Annotated in this window: 15 protein-coding genes; 2 read left to right on the top strand and 13 right to left on the bottom strand. The window is 34.4% G+C overall.

All coding sequences use genetic code 11. From position 1 onward, the window contains the following. Positions 1-45: 45 nt before the first annotated feature. From AC0YN7_RS14765 to AC0YN7_RS14705, 13 genes are all read right to left on the bottom strand, one after another. Positions 46-777 carry a glycosyltransferase family 2 protein gene (locus AC0YN7_RS14765; protein WP_475810778.1) on the bottom strand — a complete coding sequence of 244 codons (732 nt, stop codon included), beginning with the start codon at positions 775-777 and terminating at the stop codon, positions 46-48. Beyond that, positions 774-1,193: an HAD family hydrolase gene (locus AC0YN7_RS14760; RefSeq protein ID WP_475810777.1), complete on the bottom strand. Its 420-nt coding sequence runs from the start codon at positions 1,191-1,193 to the stop codon at positions 774-776. Before AC0YN7_RS14760 ends, AC0YN7_RS14765 begins: the two co-directional genes overlap by 4 nt. Continuing rightward, complete coding sequence (locus AC0YN7_RS14755; protein WP_475810776.1) at positions 1,186-2,643, bottom strand: hypothetical protein; 1,458 nt, start codon at positions 2,641-2,643, stop codon at positions 1,186-1,188. Before AC0YN7_RS14755 ends, AC0YN7_RS14760 begins: the two co-directional genes overlap by 8 nt. Positions 2,644-2,676: 33 nt before the next feature. Next, complete coding sequence (locus AC0YN7_RS14750; protein ID WP_475810775.1) at positions 2,677-3,669, bottom strand: lysylphosphatidylglycerol synthase domain-containing protein; 993 nt, start codon at positions 3,667-3,669, stop codon at positions 2,677-2,679. Continuing rightward, entirely contained in the window at positions 3,669-4,478 is an 810-nt protein-coding gene (locus AC0YN7_RS14745; RefSeq protein WP_475810774.1) for a glycosyltransferase family 2 protein, read from the bottom strand. The genes AC0YN7_RS14750 and AC0YN7_RS14745 overlap by 1 nt, the downstream gene beginning before the upstream one ends. Before the next feature lie 24 nt (positions 4,479-4,502). Beyond that, complete coding sequence (locus AC0YN7_RS14740) at positions 4,503-4,943, bottom strand: GtrA family protein (protein ID WP_475810773.1); 441 nt, start codon at positions 4,941-4,943, stop codon at positions 4,503-4,505. Between the two features lie 58 nt (positions 4,944-5,001). Next, positions 5,002-6,582 carry a hypothetical protein gene (locus AC0YN7_RS14735; protein WP_475810772.1) on the bottom strand — a complete coding sequence of 527 codons (1,581 nt, stop codon included), beginning with the start codon at positions 6,580-6,582 and terminating at the stop codon, positions 5,002-5,004. A 119-nt stretch (positions 6,583-6,701) separates the two neighbouring features. After that, positions 6,702-8,900 (bottom strand): glycosyltransferase, encoded by a 2,199-nt coding sequence (locus AC0YN7_RS14730; protein WP_475810771.1) that lies wholly within the window; start codon positions 8,898-8,900, stop codon positions 6,702-6,704. A 14-nt stretch (positions 8,901-8,914) separates the two neighbouring features. Next, positions 8,915-10,948 (bottom strand): glycosyltransferase, encoded by a 2,034-nt coding sequence (locus AC0YN7_RS14725; protein ID WP_475810770.1) that lies wholly within the window; start codon positions 10,946-10,948, stop codon positions 8,915-8,917. An 11-nt stretch (positions 10,949-10,959) separates the two neighbouring features. Continuing rightward, a complete protein-coding gene (locus AC0YN7_RS14720; protein ID WP_475810769.1) occupies positions 10,960-12,087 on the bottom strand; it encodes a class I SAM-dependent methyltransferase in 1,128 nt (375 codons plus the stop codon). A gap of 19 nt (positions 12,088-12,106) precedes the next feature. After that, a complete protein-coding gene (locus AC0YN7_RS14715; protein ID WP_475810768.1) occupies positions 12,107-12,835 on the bottom strand; it encodes an ABC transporter ATP-binding protein in 729 nt (242 codons plus the stop codon). Between the two features lie 18 nt (positions 12,836-12,853). After that, complete coding sequence (locus tag AC0YN7_RS14710; RefSeq protein WP_475810982.1) at positions 12,854-13,636, bottom strand: ABC transporter permease; 783 nt, start codon at positions 13,634-13,636, stop codon at positions 12,854-12,856. 22 nt (positions 13,637-13,658) lie between these two features. Continuing rightward, positions 13,659-14,594: an NAD-dependent epimerase/dehydratase family protein gene (locus AC0YN7_RS14705; protein WP_475810767.1), complete on the bottom strand. Its 936-nt coding sequence runs from the start codon at positions 14,592-14,594 to the stop codon at positions 13,659-13,661. 567 nt (positions 14,595-15,161) lie between these two features. On the opposite strand from AC0YN7_RS14705, the gene AC0YN7_RS14700 reads away from it, so the two are divergent. Together AC0YN7_RS14700 and AC0YN7_RS14695 are read left to right on the top strand one after the other, a co-directional pair. Next, positions 15,162-17,609 (top strand): O-antigen ligase family protein, encoded by a 2,448-nt coding sequence (locus tag AC0YN7_RS14700; protein ID WP_475810766.1) that lies wholly within the window; start codon positions 15,162-15,164, stop codon positions 17,607-17,609. Between the two features lie 140 nt (positions 17,610-17,749). After that, positions 17,750-19,336 carry an S-layer homology domain-containing protein gene (locus AC0YN7_RS14695; protein ID WP_475810765.1) on the top strand — a complete coding sequence of 529 codons (1,587 nt, stop codon included), beginning with the start codon at positions 17,750-17,752 and terminating at the stop codon, positions 19,334-19,336. Positions 19,337-19,486 lie beyond the last annotated feature (150 nt).

The raw sequence follows: 19,486 nt of genomic DNA, 5'->3' as shown, positions 1-19,486 counted from the left end.
AGCTATGAAATACATTTTTAAGATTGTTCTTGTTCATTTCAACTATTACATTAGTTCGTAATTATTTTCAGAAAATTGATTCACTTCTTCGGGTGTTCCTAGTATGTGAACTGAATCTATTGGAATTGATAATATTTTCACTGCAAGTCCATCCTCAATAAGCTGATTGTACAAAGGTGCAATATAACGCTCCCCTTTTTCTTCCCTATTTGGTTTCGTATAATATTTTGTATATATATTCTTATACAAAGCTGCTGAAGAAAACCAATATAAACCAATGGTAGCATGATTAGAAATTCTTGTTTTTTCTCGAACCTCTGTAGCCAACCCTCCATTGTTTACACTTACAAAACTCCAATTGTCACCTTTACCTTCAAAGCAAGGAATCCAACCATCAACATCAGGGATATCTTTGTGTAGTTCTTTCGGGTCTACATGGGTATCAATATTATAAATCAACAGAGGTTCATCATTGTTCCAATGAGGTTCAGCATGTAATGTTGAGGTCGCTTGACCATCCGTTAAACTTGCTAATTCAACAATTTGAAACTTCTTTATATCCAGGCCCTCACATTCATGTTGAATAAATTCGGACGCCATATCTTCTTTACGTACTATGAATATGACATTAGATGAATACAAATCAAATGATTTCAAACTAATCATTGACCAGTAGAAGAGAGACTTACCCTTAACATTTATCATGAATTTAGGAACATCATATCCAGCTTTTCTAAAGCGGCTTCCCATACCTGCCATAGTAATTACAATATTCACAAAATCTCCTCCTTAGTTAGGTAATCCTTTCCTCTCTTCAATAATTCATTTAATTCTTCCTCATTATATTTCAAAAACTCATCAGGCCTAATTGCACGATCATCGATATAATAGCCATCCCTTCCAGGCCATGGCTTTCCAAACAATATCTCATCATAAGGAATCTCCCATTTATCCAACCAATTCATTATACTACGCGCAGATTTAGCATTAATTAGTCCTAAATTCCCCTCATATGTTCTCATACTACGTGCAGTAAATATTAATATTGTAAACCCCTCTTCTTTCCATTCCTTCACTCTATCAATCATTTTCTGATAAGGTATCAATTCATCGTATGATTCGTCCTGCCCTCTTATCGGGCATAATGTCCCATCCAGATCAACAACTAAAGTCCCTCTATTTTGCTCAGTCATTCTGTTCCAACTCCTCCATTATTTTAATTGCATTCAATATGAAGCCCAGTACTTTTCTTGGATTGTCAATATGTAAAGGTAGCATAGACAGAAAGAGCGAAGCTTCGCAAAGACGAACAATTCTAATATCATATCCTGCTTTATTTACCCATTCGATAAACTGCTGTTGATGATGCATCGAATTCTTTGATTTTATGCTCAATTGAAGCGCTAATGAGTTATCAAGTGCAATTGTAAAAAGTTCATTATTGATAAAATCATAATTACCCAGAATAGAATGTGATAGTTTAGCTAAATCATAATATGGATCTGTCCATAGATCTGCTTCTTTTAGTGCACCTTTTGTATCAATAAACTTCATCATAATTGTATTTTTATCATAAAGAATATTGGAAAAACACAGATCTCCATGACCAATCACTTCATTGTAAGACTTCACTTGGTGATTTAATTCATTAAATAACGAAACATAACGCTCTATAATCATATCTATTGTGAATGAAGTACCTTGAGTGATATACATATCAAGTTTATTGAAAGCTTCCATTTGCTTAAGTTTGTCAATTCTTTCAACTATCTTTTCAAGATACAGCTTTGAGAATCTTGAGATATATTCACCTCTATTTATTTCTCGTACAGGTCTTGAAGTGATGAATGTAAATATTTTATCCAAAAAGATATTACACTGATTTATCTCAACAGAATTATGAATCCATTGTAATGCCATATCAGGAATATTCAACCGTTCCATTGTATAGGTTGCATAACTTTGTTCCGTTGTGAAATTATAGGGCATAACAAACCATGATTTCATACTAACCGGAATTAATTGATAAAATTTATATTCTTTTTCTATCTTCTCTTTGTCCGACGATTTTTTTGTTAAGGTATGTTTATCCCCCATCAGTTGATTGAAGTAACGAGCCTCGAAACCACCAGTAAAAAAGTTTAAGAATGATGAAATGTCTGAAATATCAATAGCAAACTCGCTAGGCTTAAATACTTGACAATCTGACCCTAGATCATCCTTGGTTATTATTGCATCATGATTTATTAACTGTAAGTATTGTGCATACTTATTGATATCATTAAAAACCAACATGAATGGATCATATTCTCTATTCACAAGCGTAGATTGTGAGAAAATAATTTTATTCATCAATATTTCAAACTTTTGAAAATCTACAATAACTGCCTTAGAATAATAATGTATAATTAAACAATTTTCATTCCTTTCTTTAATCAAATTACTTATTATTTTTTTATCCTCTTGCGTTGAAAAACAGATATATTTATTATTACCAACTTGATCAACTAACTGCTTTATTCTATCCTTTAACCTAATCTTTTTATAGATAATGTCCCCAAATTGACGTTCACCTACAACAGACGAGATAGAACTAGGTAACATATCACTATCGTCATAAATAAAATAAACAGTTTGTTTCATATCGCATAAAACTCCATTTCATCTAAAGTTAGGTCAAGATTCATCCTCCATATTATCTTGATAAAACGTATTTGGTTTTATACGGTACCTACTGATGCCCGCTGCGCTATTAGTATTACCAAACAATTCAATAAACCGTCTCTTAATAACGACTACAAGAAATAGACATGCAGTAAGTGTCAGTGCGAAAAGACCAATAGTCTTGTATAATTGAATAGAATCTATTTCTGTATTTGAAATGGAGAAGAAAGAATCATTTATTAAAACCAAAAAACTTTTGACTAATGATTGTAAGCTAATATTGCTCGTGAATGAAGAGATTGCAAGTATTTCTAATAACCAAATAAAAATCGAAATAAACAAAACTAAAGCAGATCTACCTTGTATCAGATCTCTCATGTCATCATGAGTTTTTTTTAGAAACCCATTTAATTTAAGCAAGTAAACGCCCCTAATTGAATGGCTTCGACTCATGATCAATCTATTAATATATTTATTCGTAAACGGGAACTCAAGATAATACAATATTGAAAATGAAATAAACATAATAAACAATACACAAATAGGAGAATACTTAGCAATAGAGTTATTCGATAATAACAGATATCCTGTAATTAATGAAAATAATACAACTGTATCATAAAAACGTTCGATCCAAATTGCAACAATGCCTCTACGTATACTATTACATAAACGCCCAATTTCAGTAACCCTGAATAGCTCACCCACTTTAAATGGTATAAAAAAATTGACCCATGATGTAATAAAGTAAACAGATAGTAGCCTAGTAACGCTAATTTTATTTTCAATCAATAATATGTATAACCTAATTACCCTTAGCAAATGGGCAGTGAAATATAATATCAAAAACAAAACAATAGACCTAATATATTCCGTATCAAATATCTCTGTAAAATTCATTTTGTATAATGATTTTACCGTAAATAGAGTACCTGCAACAATAAACACAAAGAAAATTAGATTAAAAAACTTGTTAACTATCACCTTTTGGTATACTGACTCCATTAACTAAAAGTCTCCTTCAAATTACTAGCTATTAGCTCACTTTCATAGGATGCGATTTCTTTGCTTCGATGCTCAGACTTTAAAAAGTTGGACTTGTTTTTACCAAATAGCCATAACAAATTTAGAACCCTAAATGCTTGACGAAACAACCTTACGTTAGATTGTTGATCATCCTCACGCCAGCTTAAAGGAAAGAACTTTATTTTTTGTTTGTAATATATACTTGCAAGAATCATACAATAATTAAATGTCAAATCATCTGGAAACTTAATATAGTACTTGTTTTTGAAAAGTTCAAGATTATAACAGTTCAAACCTGAACCGAGATCATATATCTTTTCTTTACTAACCACCGAAAACAAAGTATTGTATACCCGATTTCCAAAAGTTCTAAACCAAGAATATCCTTGGAGTTTTGAATTTTTTTGAAATCTGGCACCAAGTAAACAATCAAATTCCATATGTTCCCCATTAATTAAATGTGGAAGGATATCGTGAATATCTCCCTGATCATCCCCATGAAGAACGATTAAGTAATTAAACTCATTCCTCATACCATAGTCAATCGCTACTTTATGTGAACCACCCAAGCCATAATTCCCAACATTTCTAAGTAAGGTTACTTTCACTCCTGATATTTTATGGATTTTGTTTATTGCAGCCTGTTCACCATTATCTGTACTTCGATTATTAACAATAATTACTTCATCAATAACTTGATTAATATCCTCCGTAAATTGATCTAATACACGTACTATTTGCTTTTCACAATTATACATAGGAATAAACACAAGTATTTTTTCTTTCATTATATTAACTCCCCGATTTATTTTCTATAGTGAATTTGTTAAATTTACTTTTAAGTATTTTTTCGAAATATATCGCATAAATAAATAATTTGTAACTAATGTAATTGGCGTTACAGTTATTTTGACCATAAGCGCCGCCCATGTTTCTAAAATGATATTCAAATTTAATAACTCATTTACCCCTAAATCAATAACAAGTGAGAAAAATGTAATTGAAATGGCTTGGTACACTAGGTAAGCAGTGAAGCCTCTGATTAGGAATCCATTATCTACATTGAAAATTTTTCGACTCGAGGTAAAATAGACAAACGTTATTGCTAGCACAGCACCGATATAGTTTGAATAGAGTGGTCTCATTTCCGAATAATGGATACAATATGAGTAAACAAGTAAATCAATCATCCACCCTATTCCGGATACTACAATAAAGTTTTTAATTTTTGCCCACTCATTAATCATTTCCATCCAGCTTTCCTACAGTAGATTCAAACAAGTAGATTCAAACACTTTAGTTATTCACAACTTAATTCTTACTCTTATATAGTCGTTCAATAACATAAACAATAATAATAAATATTCCAGAAAGATACAGCGGATAGTAATACATGAAATAACTTCCTGGCTGTGTCAAGTATAGGATAGGCAATCGTCCTAAAATTAACAAACACATCCACAAAAGCGGATCCTTAAGACTTTTTACCCTAATCATAATAAATAATAGAATGAATATAATAGGAATAAAATTCCAAAATATTAATTTTAAATCAATATATCCCATTCTGGACTTACTACGTTCTAAGTATGATACTGCTGCTTCTCTAAAAGATGTATTTAGTGGGTAATTCATCTTGTTGCTCATCATAAGTTCTGCAGCTTTATTCTCTGGCTTATTTTTTAAATAATTATTGATATAATCACTCGTGTAATATCCATTATCCGAAAATCCAGACGCTCCTAATAATGTTCTCATTCGCGCAGCCAAAAAGATATCCGGATTTTGTATGACTAGCTTTATGTACTCCTTTTTGAATTCAAGGAAGTGTTCTTTTGAAAACTCTGCTCTAACAGCGCCACCCCAGAAACTTGGAGTTTCATAGTGATATGCCTGATCTTTCGTCTTTTCAATATCCACCACTAAATTAAGTATATCAAAATTAATATTACTAACATTCACATTCTTATCTGCTAACAAATTTGATAAGGGGTTCATATAAGCAGTTAGTTCATATTTCATTTTTGTATAATCATCTTTTTTTATTGTTCCGTATATATTATTCAAAAAAAGTACAGTGACAAGACCAGCTATACCAAAAATTAAAACTTGTTTTATTACAACTTTACCTCGTCTTACAAATAGAAACAACGTAATAAAGACTATATGATATATACCTTCTACACGCCAAGTCGATAAGATTACAGTCAATAATAGTAATAAAATCATTGATTTTTTAGTATATAACTTATCTGTATTAAAATAAATAATGCCTATTAACCATAGCTCAAAAATACCTAACATCGTGCTTCTAAAGGTTAATAACGTACTAAATACAATTGCTGGCCATAAGCTTATAAATATAAAAATCAAGTATTTATAATTGCCTATCTTAAATTTCTCATTAAGCTTAGTAACGAACCACGAGCATACAAATGACATAAACAACACTTGTATGAAAACAATTGTTCCGACAGAAGGGAATAAGTACATACTCATAATATAAAAATAAGAAGTCATGTAGGACTGCCAATTCTCTATTATAAACTTTGTTGCAGATTCATAGACCCAAAATTCATCCCAAGTGTAAATACCAGGCCAACTCATGAATAACCAAACACATAAAGGAATAAAAACACACAAAAAATTAACAGCCCATTCTTTATAAAATGCTTCACTTAGATATCCCATGAATTCTAATAAGAATTTGGATATAAAATAGCATATAATAAAGTACAGTATTTTCGATGATATATAACCAAACTGACTATTAATGCCTTGACTAAAGAATGTTTCAGTAAAAAAAGATAACAGTAATAAGCAAACAGAAATTCCAAATGCATAATAACTAAATCTTAATTCACTTTTCTCCCCAAGCGGATTGTCACTCAATTATTCCCACCTCAGATTTAAATAGGTATACTTCTCTTGTTTTCTCTATTTAGAGTAGTATCTTAGTTTTTACCCTTTAATTATTTACATGCATAAAGTAAACCTTCACAATACTAATCTCATTTCAATATTTTATTAAGTTTCAACTTAAAACAAAGCCTAATAATACGAGAGCCCCACTTTGAATGTGCAATTCTCATTAGCTCATGTTTTTTTGAATTAATATCGCTTATTGCTGCTGCATCATTAGAGCCGTAACCTATCTCTGGATAACTCAAGGTCGGATTATCCCACAAATAACCAGGTCCGTTTGCATCAATTAAGCTAAACAGCTCTAAACCATACTTTTGGTATAATTCCGGATTAAATTGAGCAAGACGTTGTCTTAGATAAAGAATCATCTCTCGATTAAACTGTCTAGACATCGAGTTGCTCCGCACTCTATATTTCACGAGTGCTTCTGGGATACTAACCCCGATACAACCTCTTGCTGACATAGCCATCCAACCTTCATAGTCTTCCATACCATATTCCATGTCTAATTTGTTCTGGCCGAAATTCACAAAATCCTTTTTCCTCACAACCACAAACGCCGCAAGCATGTTAGAAGCAAGCATATATGGAAACTCTACGTTGAAGGTCGGCCAGACGTTATCTAAATTTCCAAAGTATCTCAGCCAACAATATACGTAAGATACGTTTTCATAACTCTCAAGAATATTAATAGCTTTAGGATAGAATGTAGGTTCAATTAGATCATCGGCATCAAGAAAAGCAATATACTCTCCCTTTGCGATAGAAGCTCCTATATTTCGTGCATTTGCTAATCCTTTATTCTCTATATCAATTACATTTATTCTACTATCATTATCTCTATATTTATTCAACACCTCTATACTTTGGATGTCAGTCGAACCATCGTTTATAATAATAATTTCAAAGTTTTTATATTCCGTCAGAAGAGCGCTATCTATTGTTTCTTCTACATGTTCCCCTAGATTGTAGTAAGGTATTACAATAGATAGTAATCCTTTTGAACTATCCACCGCGGTATGATAGTTTTTTTCTAGTACTCCTTCCAACATAGAAGGAAACACACGAGTACTTTTTTGTAGGCTGGAATGAATAACTCTCTCAAAAAACTCTATTCTCATTCCAACATTTTTGTCCATACTACATAATTCCCTTATTTTACCATGTGAACTACGACTAAAGCTTTCTAATTGATCTGAAGTTGTATGAATCAATGATTCTAGTTTTTCACTAAAATCATTTTCTATTCCCCAATCAAATATTAAACCAGCACTTCCATCACTACCTACCATTTCAGCTTGTCCTCCAGCTTTAGATACAAGCATAGGGGCACCTAGCCACATCGATGTCAAACATGTGTATGGGAAATTTTCATATAAAGATGGAATAATAACCGCTCTTGCCTTTAGTATCTCCGGATTTAAATCTCTAGGTGGAATAGCATCTTGAAAAATTAATTTCCCTTCTTCTATCCTATTCCTAAATTGTTCCTTAAGTATTTCACCAAGCATCCTGGATTTTGGATGAAAGTAAGAATCACCACCGATTATCTTAAGTTTAAATTGTTCACCTTTTTTCCAAAGCGTTTCTGCCCCTTTAATCATTTGAAGAACACCTTTTCTATATTCTGTTCTTCCGAAGTAGAGAAAGGTATCAGAATCGATCTCACGTTTATATCCAGCATTATACTCATCTAATTCATAAGGAAGATGAATTACCTCTATTGGATTATTAGGCGCTATATGCTGTATTTGTTCTTTCAGAAAGTAACTTGGGCTAAGCAATGCGTCTGCTGCTTTCATACAAAACTTTTCCATTTGACCAATCCAGTAATTTGGGTATTTATACTGGGGGGCTTGATTTACTCTGTCTAGTTCAAATGTTGGCGTATGAAGATGTAATACGATCGGTATATCTTTTAAGATAGGATCAAATTGCCATTTCCGTAATAGCAAATAGTAACCAATACCATTGTAGTCTTGAACTTCAATAATATCCGGTTTTACACCGTCTAATTCGATTTGTTTTACTACTTCTTCTGCGTATTGATAGGCTAAAGCAGTCCAATAACCTAAGTATGAATAATACTCACCCTGCATATGCAAGAATCTAACTAACCGTAAATTTATCTCTGGATGCTCTATTGATGAATTATGAGGATCCCTTACCATAACTGTAACTTCATGATTTGCACCTGCAAACATAGATGCTGCCTGATTCACGTACATTCCAATTCCTCCACCATAATCAGGAGGATATTCACTTGTTAGTATCCATATTTTCACTGAAATCACCTTGTTTATTTATTATTTTGTTTAACTTTACTAAGCAATAACTCAAAGTAAGCTTTAAATTTCAAACACTGGTTAGTCCAATACCATGGCGTTATGTACTTAAGGTTTTCTTCGGACAAATCTTTTAATAGATATCTATTTTGATCAATCTGCATTATTTTCTCTTGTAGAGAACTCACTGTTCTTTCCGCTACAATAAATTCTTGTTGCTTGGGACCGAGCACCTGAGGAACTATCCCTACATCTGTAGTTATAATCGGAACCCCGCATGCCATTGCTTCCAATACCGGATTAGGAGTTCCTTCTATTTTCGACATACAAACAATTACATCAACCTGAGCATAATAGTTCACCATTTCCTCATGAGAAACGAATCCATCTTTACGATCACAGTATTTCCCTTCTATTATCAGCCCATCTTTTTGAAGTTCCGCGATTGCTGGTTCAACAATTGTTCTAAATCCCTTATAATCCTCCAAACTATCAGCTGCCCATTCGCTATTACCAACCCAACCAATAACTAATGGTCTATTATACCTTTCAAATCTAGCTAAGCTTATAGGGTAAAATAATAATTGATCCACTCCATCTTCAATAACCATGTGTGGATTAGGATAACTGTTAATCGTTTTGTAAATCTCATCTAGCTTATTCGAGCATACGTAATAATTAAATTTTTCATATAGATCAATACGTTTACTTATTTCTGTATTAGTCAAGAACAAGTGATCATATACAGATGTAGAAAGGATCTTATTATAAAGATACTCCTCTATGAAATCAGCTGAGGATACATTGTTAACCTTAAAAAAGTAGTTCTGAGATAAATGATTTGTAAAATGTGGTATCATCTCTCTCCAAAAAAAATGAAGGATATCGCAATCAGCTGTTCTAAATAACAACTTTACTGGATCCCACTCACAATCCTGAAAACTAACCATAATTATTTCAAAATCTTCACTAAGATGTTTTTCTATTTGGCGCGCAATATTCCCGAATGCCCAATAATCAACATCAGTAATAAGAGCAATTTTCGGCTTTTTCTGAGCTATAATATGCTCGGCCTGTTCTAAATCTACAACATTTCCAACCAGTTTATTCTTTTCTTCTAACCACTTTATTAAATTTGTACTCCATATTTTGTATCCATATTTGTTTTCTAGATATTTAGCTGATTTTTCAATAATATTCACTGAGAATCTTTTTTTCTCATAATCAATATCAGCATTTAACTCAGGCGCTGGATGATCATGTACGAGAGCAAAGGTACTTGAATTCCCAATTTTATAACCTTCTCTAAATAATCTTATTGAAAAATCTGTATCTTCAAAACCAATAAACATACCTTCATCAAAGCCACCAAGCTTTAAAAAAGTTTCTTTTTTCACAATAGAGGCTCCACCAAATAAAAAATTCGATAGAAAAGGCTTATCAAGCTCCGCTATATATTGTTGACTATCCATCTGTTTGAAGCAGGAGCCACCGCCAACATTAATTTCTCCCCTACTAGATTCCACAAATAAGTGTCCACCCAATGCAAATATTTGCTTTTCATCACTATCCAGCAATGGAAGGTTCAAAAAGTGACAACCTAAAAGTGATATTTCATTACGTAACGCTGAAAGAGGATTATTAATAAAATAAATATCATTATCCAAATACATTACCCATTCAGTGTTTATAAATTCCATAGTTCGATTTCGTCCGCCAGCTACCCCGTAATTAGTCTTCAACTCGATAATTCTGCAATTGAATGGAAGTGACGTACAAATCTCTCTTACTTTTTCTAATTCCACTTGTTCCGAACCATTATCAACTATAACAACTTCACCTTTAAAATTCGCTATAAACGTATTAATAGACTGTAATAACCTAATTGAAAGCAGTGGTCTATTTAAGGATAAAAAGGTTATAGTAAGATTTTCACCTTGATCGCCAATATTACTACCATGGAGTACAAAGTTATCACTTTCTAGCATATTATCAAATGCACTATAAAAATAGGATGTCCTATCCACTCCGTAATTAAGATTAGACATATAGTTGCCTCCTACCGTCGGAATAACCCAAATAATTTCCTTAATGGTGTGGTGATTCTCCAACTTTTCGAATTTAATAAACTGTGTAATTCATTTTCCAAAGCTATTGTTCTAGCAGTTATATCGTTTTGCGGAATTGAATTTTGATTCAACCCTATTATATGTTTTAAATAATCATTCTCTTTGTTTGTTCCTTTGACAGCCAGTGCAAGCTTTTTACTTTGTCTTTCAGCTAATACATATTTCTTCTCTAGTACAGTCACTTCTTCATTTAATTGTTCAATCAATGACAATAATCGTTTCTTTTCATTATCAAATAAACTAACTTTCTCTTTTATCTTAATATAATCTGAATGAGCTACAATTCGAGACTCATCCATTGAAGTACCATATATACAAGAAGTATCTTGTATTCCTATTTGATCGGGTCCCCAAACACCTATAAAATAACTAACATTTTTTTCATTTATGTTGTGCATCGATGGTAATAATGCTACATCAGGCAACTTATAGTTAAACATATCATTCATACTGAATTGATTATTTTTAAGTAAACTAGAATTTATACTAATATTTGAAAACCCACTAGTTGGCATCCCGTAAAGATACCCTCTTGGTTCACCTAATTCAGATTCACATAAATCAGTAAATTCACTAAAAGTATATTTTTTTTCATGAAAGGGATTCGATTCATTATCAGAAGAATAATACCATGTATCATTTGGACAAGAAATAATGATGATGCCATCTTCTTTTATCCATTTTCTCAAATTGGCTAAATACGCTTTTGGATTGGCTAGATGCTCAATCGTTTCATAAGATACAATCACGTCAAAAGAGTTTGCTGCAAAAAAACCACCAGTTTCTTCAGCATTCATAGTGAAGAAACTAGTATTGTTCAATCTAAAGTTATTATTCGCCTTTTCTATTGCATGCTTAGAAATGTCTATTCCAACAACTTCTTTAGCACCCCATTTTTCAGCCATTACGAAGGAACCGTAGCCTTCTCCGCATGCTATATCAAGAACTTTTTTATTATGACAATATTGTTTTGCCAGTAAGTATCTTCCCAGATGTATAGATCCTTCCAGCGCACTATATTCTGATTCATTACCGAATTCCAAACGCTCTATAAACATGGAACTCCACCCTTTAATATTATTTAAGATATCTTTCTAACACCTTACTTGTTGGGCCTACCTCTATTAGCTTACCTTTGTCTAGATATGCAACACGATTACAAAGCTGTTCAATTTGCGAAGAACTATGCGATACAAATAACACTGTAACCCCGTTTGCTAACATGTTATTAATTTTAGCCATACATTTTTCTTGAAATTTATAATCTCCTACCGCCAGTATCTCATCCACTATTAATATTTCTGGTTCCACAACTGTAGAAATAGCAAATGCAATTCTTGCAAGCATTCCGGATGAATAATTTTTAAGTGGTACATCCAAAAACTCTCTCGTTTCCGCAAAATCAACAATTTCTTCAAATTTTTCTTCTATAAACTTTTTCTTATACCCTAAAATTGCACCATTAAGATAAATATTCTCCCGTGCACTTAATTCCATATCAAATCCAGCGCCAAGTTCAATAAGAGGTACAATTGAACCTGACACACTTATTTTCCCCAAGGTAGGTTTCATCACACCCGCAATAACCTTCAGTAACGTACTTTTTCCAGCGCCGTTTAACCCCACTAACCCAAAAACTTCGCCTTTTCGGATATCTAGACTAATGTCTTGGAGTGCCCAAAATTCTTTATACTTAATCTTACCTTTAAGTAATTTCACAAAATACTCTTTTAAAGAGTCAATTTTCTCAACCTGCATATTAAATTTTATAGATACGTTTTTTATTGAAATCACAATATTGTCCATTTTATTCCTCTTTCACACTTAAATATATAGTATAAATTTGTCTTGTTTTTTATAAAATATCAAAACTCCTAGCAATAATGTAATTAACGAAAATCCTAGCATAGTTATATTTTGTTGAAAGTCTGGAATTTCCTGCATCAATATTAGTTGCCGTATCATCTGAATGGCTTGTGTTATTGGATTTAATTCAACTAAAGGTAATATTTTTTCAGGTAAAATTTCTATTGGATAAAAAATAGGAGTTAAGAAACTTAGTGCTGTCATAAATATACTGTATAAATGAGCTAAATCTCTAAAAAATACAGCTGCACTTGACAGTATTAAACTGATTCCGACCGTAAAAATAAATAAATACATGATAGGTATAAAACTTAATAACATAGTTGCGTGAAAAGCAGTCTTCGTTGCGATCATTACTATGATAACTGCAAGAAACGAAGTGAAAAGGTTAACAAGACTAAACAAATTTTTCGAGAATGGAAACATGTATTTAGGGAAATACACTTTTTTTATTAATGATGCATTTGAATAGATAGAACCGAGAGCAAGATTGGTAGATTCTGAAAAGAAATTAAACATTATGGATCCACATAAAAAATATACTGGGAAATTCGGAATATTTGACTTGAACAAAGTAGAAAACACCAACGTCAAAATCATCATAGTAAACAATGGATTTAATAAAGACCAAACGATACCTAATACGGAACGTTTGTATTTGACTTTAAAATCTCTTTGCACAAGTTGTATAAGCAGGTATCTATACTTTATAAAATTATTTAGATATCGAGATCGATTCATTGAGTTCATTTATGTGACCCTTTCAAATTAAAATTTTCTGATAATTATTATAGAATTCAAATGTTTTTAATAGCCCTTCATACAATTTGTACTTAGGTACCCATCCCAACTCAGTTTTGGCTAGCACATTATTAAGGCTGCTATCTTTTATATCGCCTTGCCTTACATCTGTGTAATGGGGGTTTATTTTTTTGTTAACTACTTCACCCATAGTATAAACAAGCTCATTTAGTGAGATAGTTGTGTTATTACTTATATTTATTACTTTTCCGCTCCCTAGTGAAAGAGCACATAAATTTGCGCTCACTACATCCGATACAAATATAAAATCACGTGTTTGATTACCATCCCCATGAATAATTGGAATCTCATTTTTCAGTATTTTATTTATAAAAACTGAAATTACACCACCTTCTCCTAAATGATCTTGGCGAGGGCCATAGACATTAGCATATCTTAATATTGTATAGTCTAGACCATATAACCTAGCAAATGTTTGAATATATGTCTCAGGCACATGTTTCGATATTCCATAGAATGATTGTGGACAAATAGCATGTACCTCATCAATTGGCAAATAATTTGGTGTGCCATAAATTGCCGCAGAGGATGCATAGATTATTTTTTTTACATTATATTTCACACAACATTGAAGAACGTTAAGAGTACCTCTTATATTTATTTCTTGATCTAGTAGAGGATATTTCATAGATTCACTCACACTAACTTGAGCCGCATGATGTATTACAATATCGATGTTATGCAGTCTAAATACTTCTTCGATTGCATCAGAATTAATATCCGTTTTAATAAAAGTTGCTTTTTCATTAATAAATTCTTTTTTACCTGTCGATAGATTATCTACAATAACAACATCATGTCCTTGATTAATCAGTTCATCTACAATATTAGAACCTATAAAACCTGCACCACCCGTAACTAGTACCTTCAATATCATTACCTCCAGAATCTAATTATCATCTCTATAAATTTCATTAAGCTTATATTATGTAACTGACCAATTTATAATTTTGATCGTTATTTAGTAATGTTATTGTAACTTAAGAAATCAATCTTTCATCTACGTCTTACATCATTGAATGTTAGGTTCACCGAAACCCATTTTAATTCCCTCTGAATGATTTTAGTCGCTAGACGACATCTTATTTCCAGTTCTGCACAGGAATTCTTATTATATGTATTTTCATTCCCCTTCAAATCCCCCAATTAAAAATGTCGAATTCCCCTTGCTATCTTACCAAAGTCCCTTCCAATTTGATACCTTATTTTACTACTCTTTTCGAAAAATTAGTAGAATTCGCGGACTATATGTCTGTTTTTGTTATTTTTCACTCCATACAAATCTGTACAAATCTGTAAACTGTATTCCTTTTCTCGCTCCTCATATAGTAATCCAAACTTCCATTTGCTAGAATACAAAGAGATGTTTCTCAGAACCGTATAATTAACCCTTTACAGTCAGGTTTATATTATTTCAAACTTATATCGCAAGGAGCTCACGAAAATGAAATGGAACAAAACTGCAAAAAAACAAGCTACATCGAAGTCAGAAACGCCTGACTTTTCACTTATCAAGTGGATCGTGATTATAGGCACGGCCCTATTTGTATTTGCTTTCCCTTACCAGTCGGCGTTGTTCAACGGATTTGAAATTAGCTTCGAATCCGCCATTTATGAAGCAGTTATTCTCGGTTACGTACTGCTTGTCCTCACAGCCGTATACCTTCTGTTGAAATGGCGTTTAGACACTCATCGCGGTATTCTATCGATTGTAAGTATGATCCTGCCCTTTATTTACTGGCTGTCATCTATGCAAGCCGTTTCGACCTATTATGCCAGCTTTATCACCTTGATTATCGTTATGCTTTCAGGTTTCTTCCTGATTGGTTTGTATTTTGCTGATACCATTCTTTCTCGCAAAACATTCGAAGCTATGATCATGCTGTCGATTTATGTAATTGTTTTATTCGGCATTGCCAATCTATTCGGCCAGCTTTATTATCCTGACGCGTTGTGGCTGGCTCATGATGGGTATCGTCTTGCTTCTGTATTTCAATACTCGAACACCTATGCTGGATTTCTATCGGCTGCGTTTCTCATGTGTCTCTATTATGTCGTTCACTGTGAACGGTGGTATATTCGAGCTGCTCACGCTCTCATGCTTGTCCCGATCTGGATTTCGTTCTTGCTTACCTATTCGCGTGGTGCGATTGTCATTATCCCTATCGTCGTGCTCGTTATTTTACTGTTCCTTCGTGTTTCTCGTCAATTATTATACACCCTTTATTTAGGAGCAACCGTGCTGCTCTCTTTCCTTATTCTCGGAAAGTTGTCATCCAATGCTGATGCTATTGCTGCCATCGTTCAGCCGACTTCCGATCGCGCCGCTGCTCCAATCTCGTTATGGAGTGAATTGGCGTTACAGAGCTGGCTTCTTCTTCTCGGCATTTCTGTTATCGTCACTGTTATTATTACGTTTATTCATCTAAAGCTCTATTCATGGCTTGAAGCCAAGACAAGTAAGTTGTCCACTTACAAATGGTCATTTGCAGTGATTCCGACTGTTGTCATCAGCATAAGCCTCATCGCAGTTGTCGTGCTGTTCGTAAGCAGTACGGTGAGGAATTTGCTGCCGGACAAAATCGCCGTTCGATTCGAAAATATTAATTTGCAGCAGCACAGCGTACTGGAGCGATGGACGTTCTACAAGGACGGTGTCAGAATCGCTCAGGATTATCCGCTGCTTGGAGCCGGCGGAGGCGCTTGGCCGGCTTTGTACGAGACCTATCAGAATAATCCGTATTCAAGCAGACAAGCGCATAGCTTCTTTGTGCAGACACTTGTGGAGATCGGCTGGGTTGGACTTACCCTTCTGATTGGATTCTTAGCTTATACATTTATTTTGTACATTCGAGCTCATATCCGTTTTCCCGAGCAGCGCGGAAGCCACCTTGTGTTTTTTATATATGCGTTAAGCATACTTCTACACAGCGCGATCGACTTTGATATGAGCTACATTTATTTGAGCACTCTCGTGTTCTTAAGCTTAGGCTGCATGCTGTCACCTGTTGCCTCACACATGACAATCAAGCGCTTTGCTAGATTCAGCAGTCTCCCTATTAAATATGTATACCCTGCAATATTGGTTGTATTTTCGATGACTCTGTTAACTATCTCCATTAGAGATTACAATGCGAATCGCAGCTATCAATATGCGGTCCATTCTGCAGCACAAGGACAGACGAGCTTAGAAGGTCTTCTTCCAATGCTTAATGAAGCGATACACATCTCTCCCGATCATCCAGCCTATTTAATGACAAAGGTAGATTGGCTGAAGCAAGCGTACAATCAGACCCAGAACCAAGCCTATTGGAATGAAGCCTTGATGACGCTTGAGCAAGCCAAACGCTTCGACCCATACAATCGCAGTGTTCTGTTAGCAGAATATCAAAGCTTGAAGGTCGAAGGAAAGGTTGACGAGATGCTGCTCGTGCTGGAAGAAGGTATACGTAAATTCCAGTGGGACATTAAGTATTATGAAGTGGCTGTAATAGAATACTTCGAGGCAAGCGAACGGAAAAAAGCGAGTAATCCAAAGCTGGCTGAACAATACCGGGATCGGGTTTTGTTGCTATCCGAAGAAGTACAACATCGAATGGATCAGCTTCAAACATTACCTGATGAACAGCAGCAAGGTCGCAGCTTCGATTATACGTCGATGATGCTGCAGGCGATCGGTCAAGTTTATTACTTCAATCAAGACTACGAGACGGCTATAAACCTTCTTCAAAAGGCTGCTCAATCCGATTTATCCGATGGCTATGTTCGTATAGCTGTCCGTTACTATTTGGCATCGCTTTATGCCGTTGGAAAAATGGATGAACCACTCTACAACCAGTTAATCAATGCAGATCCATTAGAGAAAGATTATATGGAGGCGTTAATAGGATGATGAGATCTCAATCTTTCAAATACATAATATATGAAAAAATGTAGGAATAATGTAATTTTATCTGTAATTTTTCCCAAATCTCGTGTATACTTACCATTCGACAGTGATTTTTGCTGATCTTAAATGGAGGTGGAAAAGAATTGAAGAAGAAGATTTTTTTCAGTAAAACAGCCGGATTTCTCGCAGCAATCATGAGTATTTCAATGCTGCTTCCGGTAATTGCATTTGCTAGTTTCAAAGATGTCGTAGTCAACAGCAACGGTACAGTAACTGGAACTGTATACGTCGAAAAAGCTGTATATGACGCATTGCAGGGAAAAAAAATTACAGTATGGGTATATGAGAATGGAGCACAAACTACTTCTAAATCGGCCTATGCTACTTACAGTACTTACGATGCAGCAACAGGCACATATTACTTCAATTTTAACCATGATGCTAGTAACCTTGTAACTGGGAACAATCTTAAATTCTCATATGTAAATCCTATAAATTCAACATATGTAGAAAGTTCATCTTTAAGCTATGTAGCTCCAACTAACCCAACTTACCCAGGTGGTGGTGGTGGTTTCTACCCAACAAATCCAACGACTGGCGTAGAAGTCATTAGCAGTTCGACTTTGATGAACCTGTTCAAAGCTGACGCTAACGCAACACTTCTGGTTACTTCAGAAGTAGTAAGCTTGAATGCTGAAGCACTTGCTACCGGCAAATCGCTTACACTTAAGCTTGCTAATGGAACATCCATTACACTTCCAATTGCAGCACTGAAATTGGAAGAACTAGCTAAATCGCAAGGTGTTGCGTTGAAGGACCTTGAAATTATCGTTGAAATGAAGAAGCTTACTGGAGACAGCCTCACGGCAGTAACGAATGCTGCGAAAGCTAGCGGCGCAAAATTGCTTAGTGATCCGGTAGATTTCCGCATTGTTGCTAAAGGGAACGGTAAAGAACAAGAAGTTAACAACCTTGGCACTTACTTCAACCGTACTCTATCCGTTACAGGATCTGTTTACAACAGTGAAATGACTGGAGCAGTATACAATCCAACTACTAAAGAGTTCAGCTTCGTGCCTTCAACGTTTGCTACAAAAGACGGCAGCACGATTGCTACTTTGAAACGTAACAGCCTAAGTATTTACACAGTTGTTCAATTGGCAGATGTATCCTTTACCGATACTGAATCTCATTGGGCTAAGGAAGACATCACGACACTTGCTTCCAAGCTGATTGCTGAAGGAAAAGGCGCTAACCTGTTTGCTCCAGAGCAAGACATTAAACGCGCTGAGTTTGCAGCATTGGTAGTTCGTTCCCTAGGCCTTGAAGCTGTTGGAACAACAAACGAATTTAGTGATGTAGCTTCAAGCCAATGGTATGCAGGCGCTATTGCTTCGGCAGTAAAAGCTGGTCTTATCGAAGGCTATAACGGAACATTCCGTCCAGAAGCTAAAATCACTCGTAGCGAAGTCGCTGCAATCGTTGTCCGTGCACTTGCTTACGCAGGCAAAGAAGTTACATTGACGGATGAAGAAGTATCTGCCGCATTGGCTGACTTCTCTGATGCAAGCGCTCTTGACTGGGCACGCGACGAAGTCGCAGCTGCACTGAGCACTGGAATCGTTAAAGGTAAAACAACAACTGAACTTGCTGGTTCCAGCAACGCATCACGTGCTGAAGGAGCTACAATGATAGCTCGTTTCCTTACAAACGCTGAATTCATCAACTAATTCATCATTTAATTTTAAAGACGGCCCTTCTGGGCCGTTTTTTTTATGAACTTCAATGGAATCATTGGTATTATAAAATCTTGTATAATCTTGTTATATTGCTTAGAATAATAGGATTGGCTGCACTTGGTAGATATAAGTCTACTTATT

Source organism: Paenibacillus sp. J31R122 (assembly GCF_056269185.1).
The sequence above is the reverse complement of the archived record's forward strand: the minus strand, read 5'-3'. Positions and strand labels throughout refer to the sequence as shown.

What these genes read in the sequence shown, in the direction of transcription:
- AC0YN7_RS14700 (WP_475810766.1), top strand. Translation starts at nt 15,162, where the DNA reads ATGAAATGGAACAAAACTGCAAAAAAACAAGCTACATCGAAGTCAGAA.
- AC0YN7_RS14750 (WP_475810775.1), bottom strand. Translation starts at nt 3,669, where the DNA reads ATGGAGTCAGTATACCAAAAGGTGATAGTTAACAAGTTTTTTAATCTA.
- AC0YN7_RS14720 (WP_475810769.1), bottom strand. Translation starts at nt 12,087, where the DNA reads ATGTTTATAGAGCGTTTGGAATTCGGTAATGAATCAGAATATAGTGCG.
- AC0YN7_RS14725 (WP_475810770.1), bottom strand. Translation starts at nt 10,948, where the DNA reads ATGTCTAATCTTAATTACGGAGTGGATAGGACATCCTATTTTTATAGT.
- AC0YN7_RS14755 (WP_475810776.1), bottom strand. Translation starts at nt 2,643, where the DNA reads ATGAAACAAACTGTTTATTTTATTTATGACGATAGTGATATGTTACCT.
- AC0YN7_RS14715 (WP_475810768.1), bottom strand. Translation starts at nt 12,835, where the DNA reads ATGGACAATATTGTGATTTCAATAAAAAACGTATCTATAAAATTTAAT.
- AC0YN7_RS14705 (WP_475810767.1), bottom strand. Translation starts at nt 14,594, where the DNA reads ATGATATTGAAGGTACTAGTTACGGGTGGTGCAGGTTTTATAGGTTCT.
- AC0YN7_RS14710 (WP_475810982.1), bottom strand. Translation starts at nt 13,636, where the DNA reads ATGAATCGATCTCGATATCTAAATAATTTTATAAAGTATAGATACCTG.
- AC0YN7_RS14760 (WP_475810777.1), bottom strand. Translation starts at nt 1,193, where the DNA reads ATGACTGAGCAAAATAGAGGGACTTTAGTTGTTGATCTGGATGGGACA.
- AC0YN7_RS14745 (WP_475810774.1), bottom strand. Translation starts at nt 4,478, where the DNA reads ATGAAAGAAAAAATACTTGTGTTTATTCCTATGTATAATTGTGAAAAG.
- AC0YN7_RS14740 (WP_475810773.1), bottom strand. Translation starts at nt 4,943, where the DNA reads ATGGAAATGATTAATGAGTGGGCAAAAATTAAAAACTTTATTGTAGTA.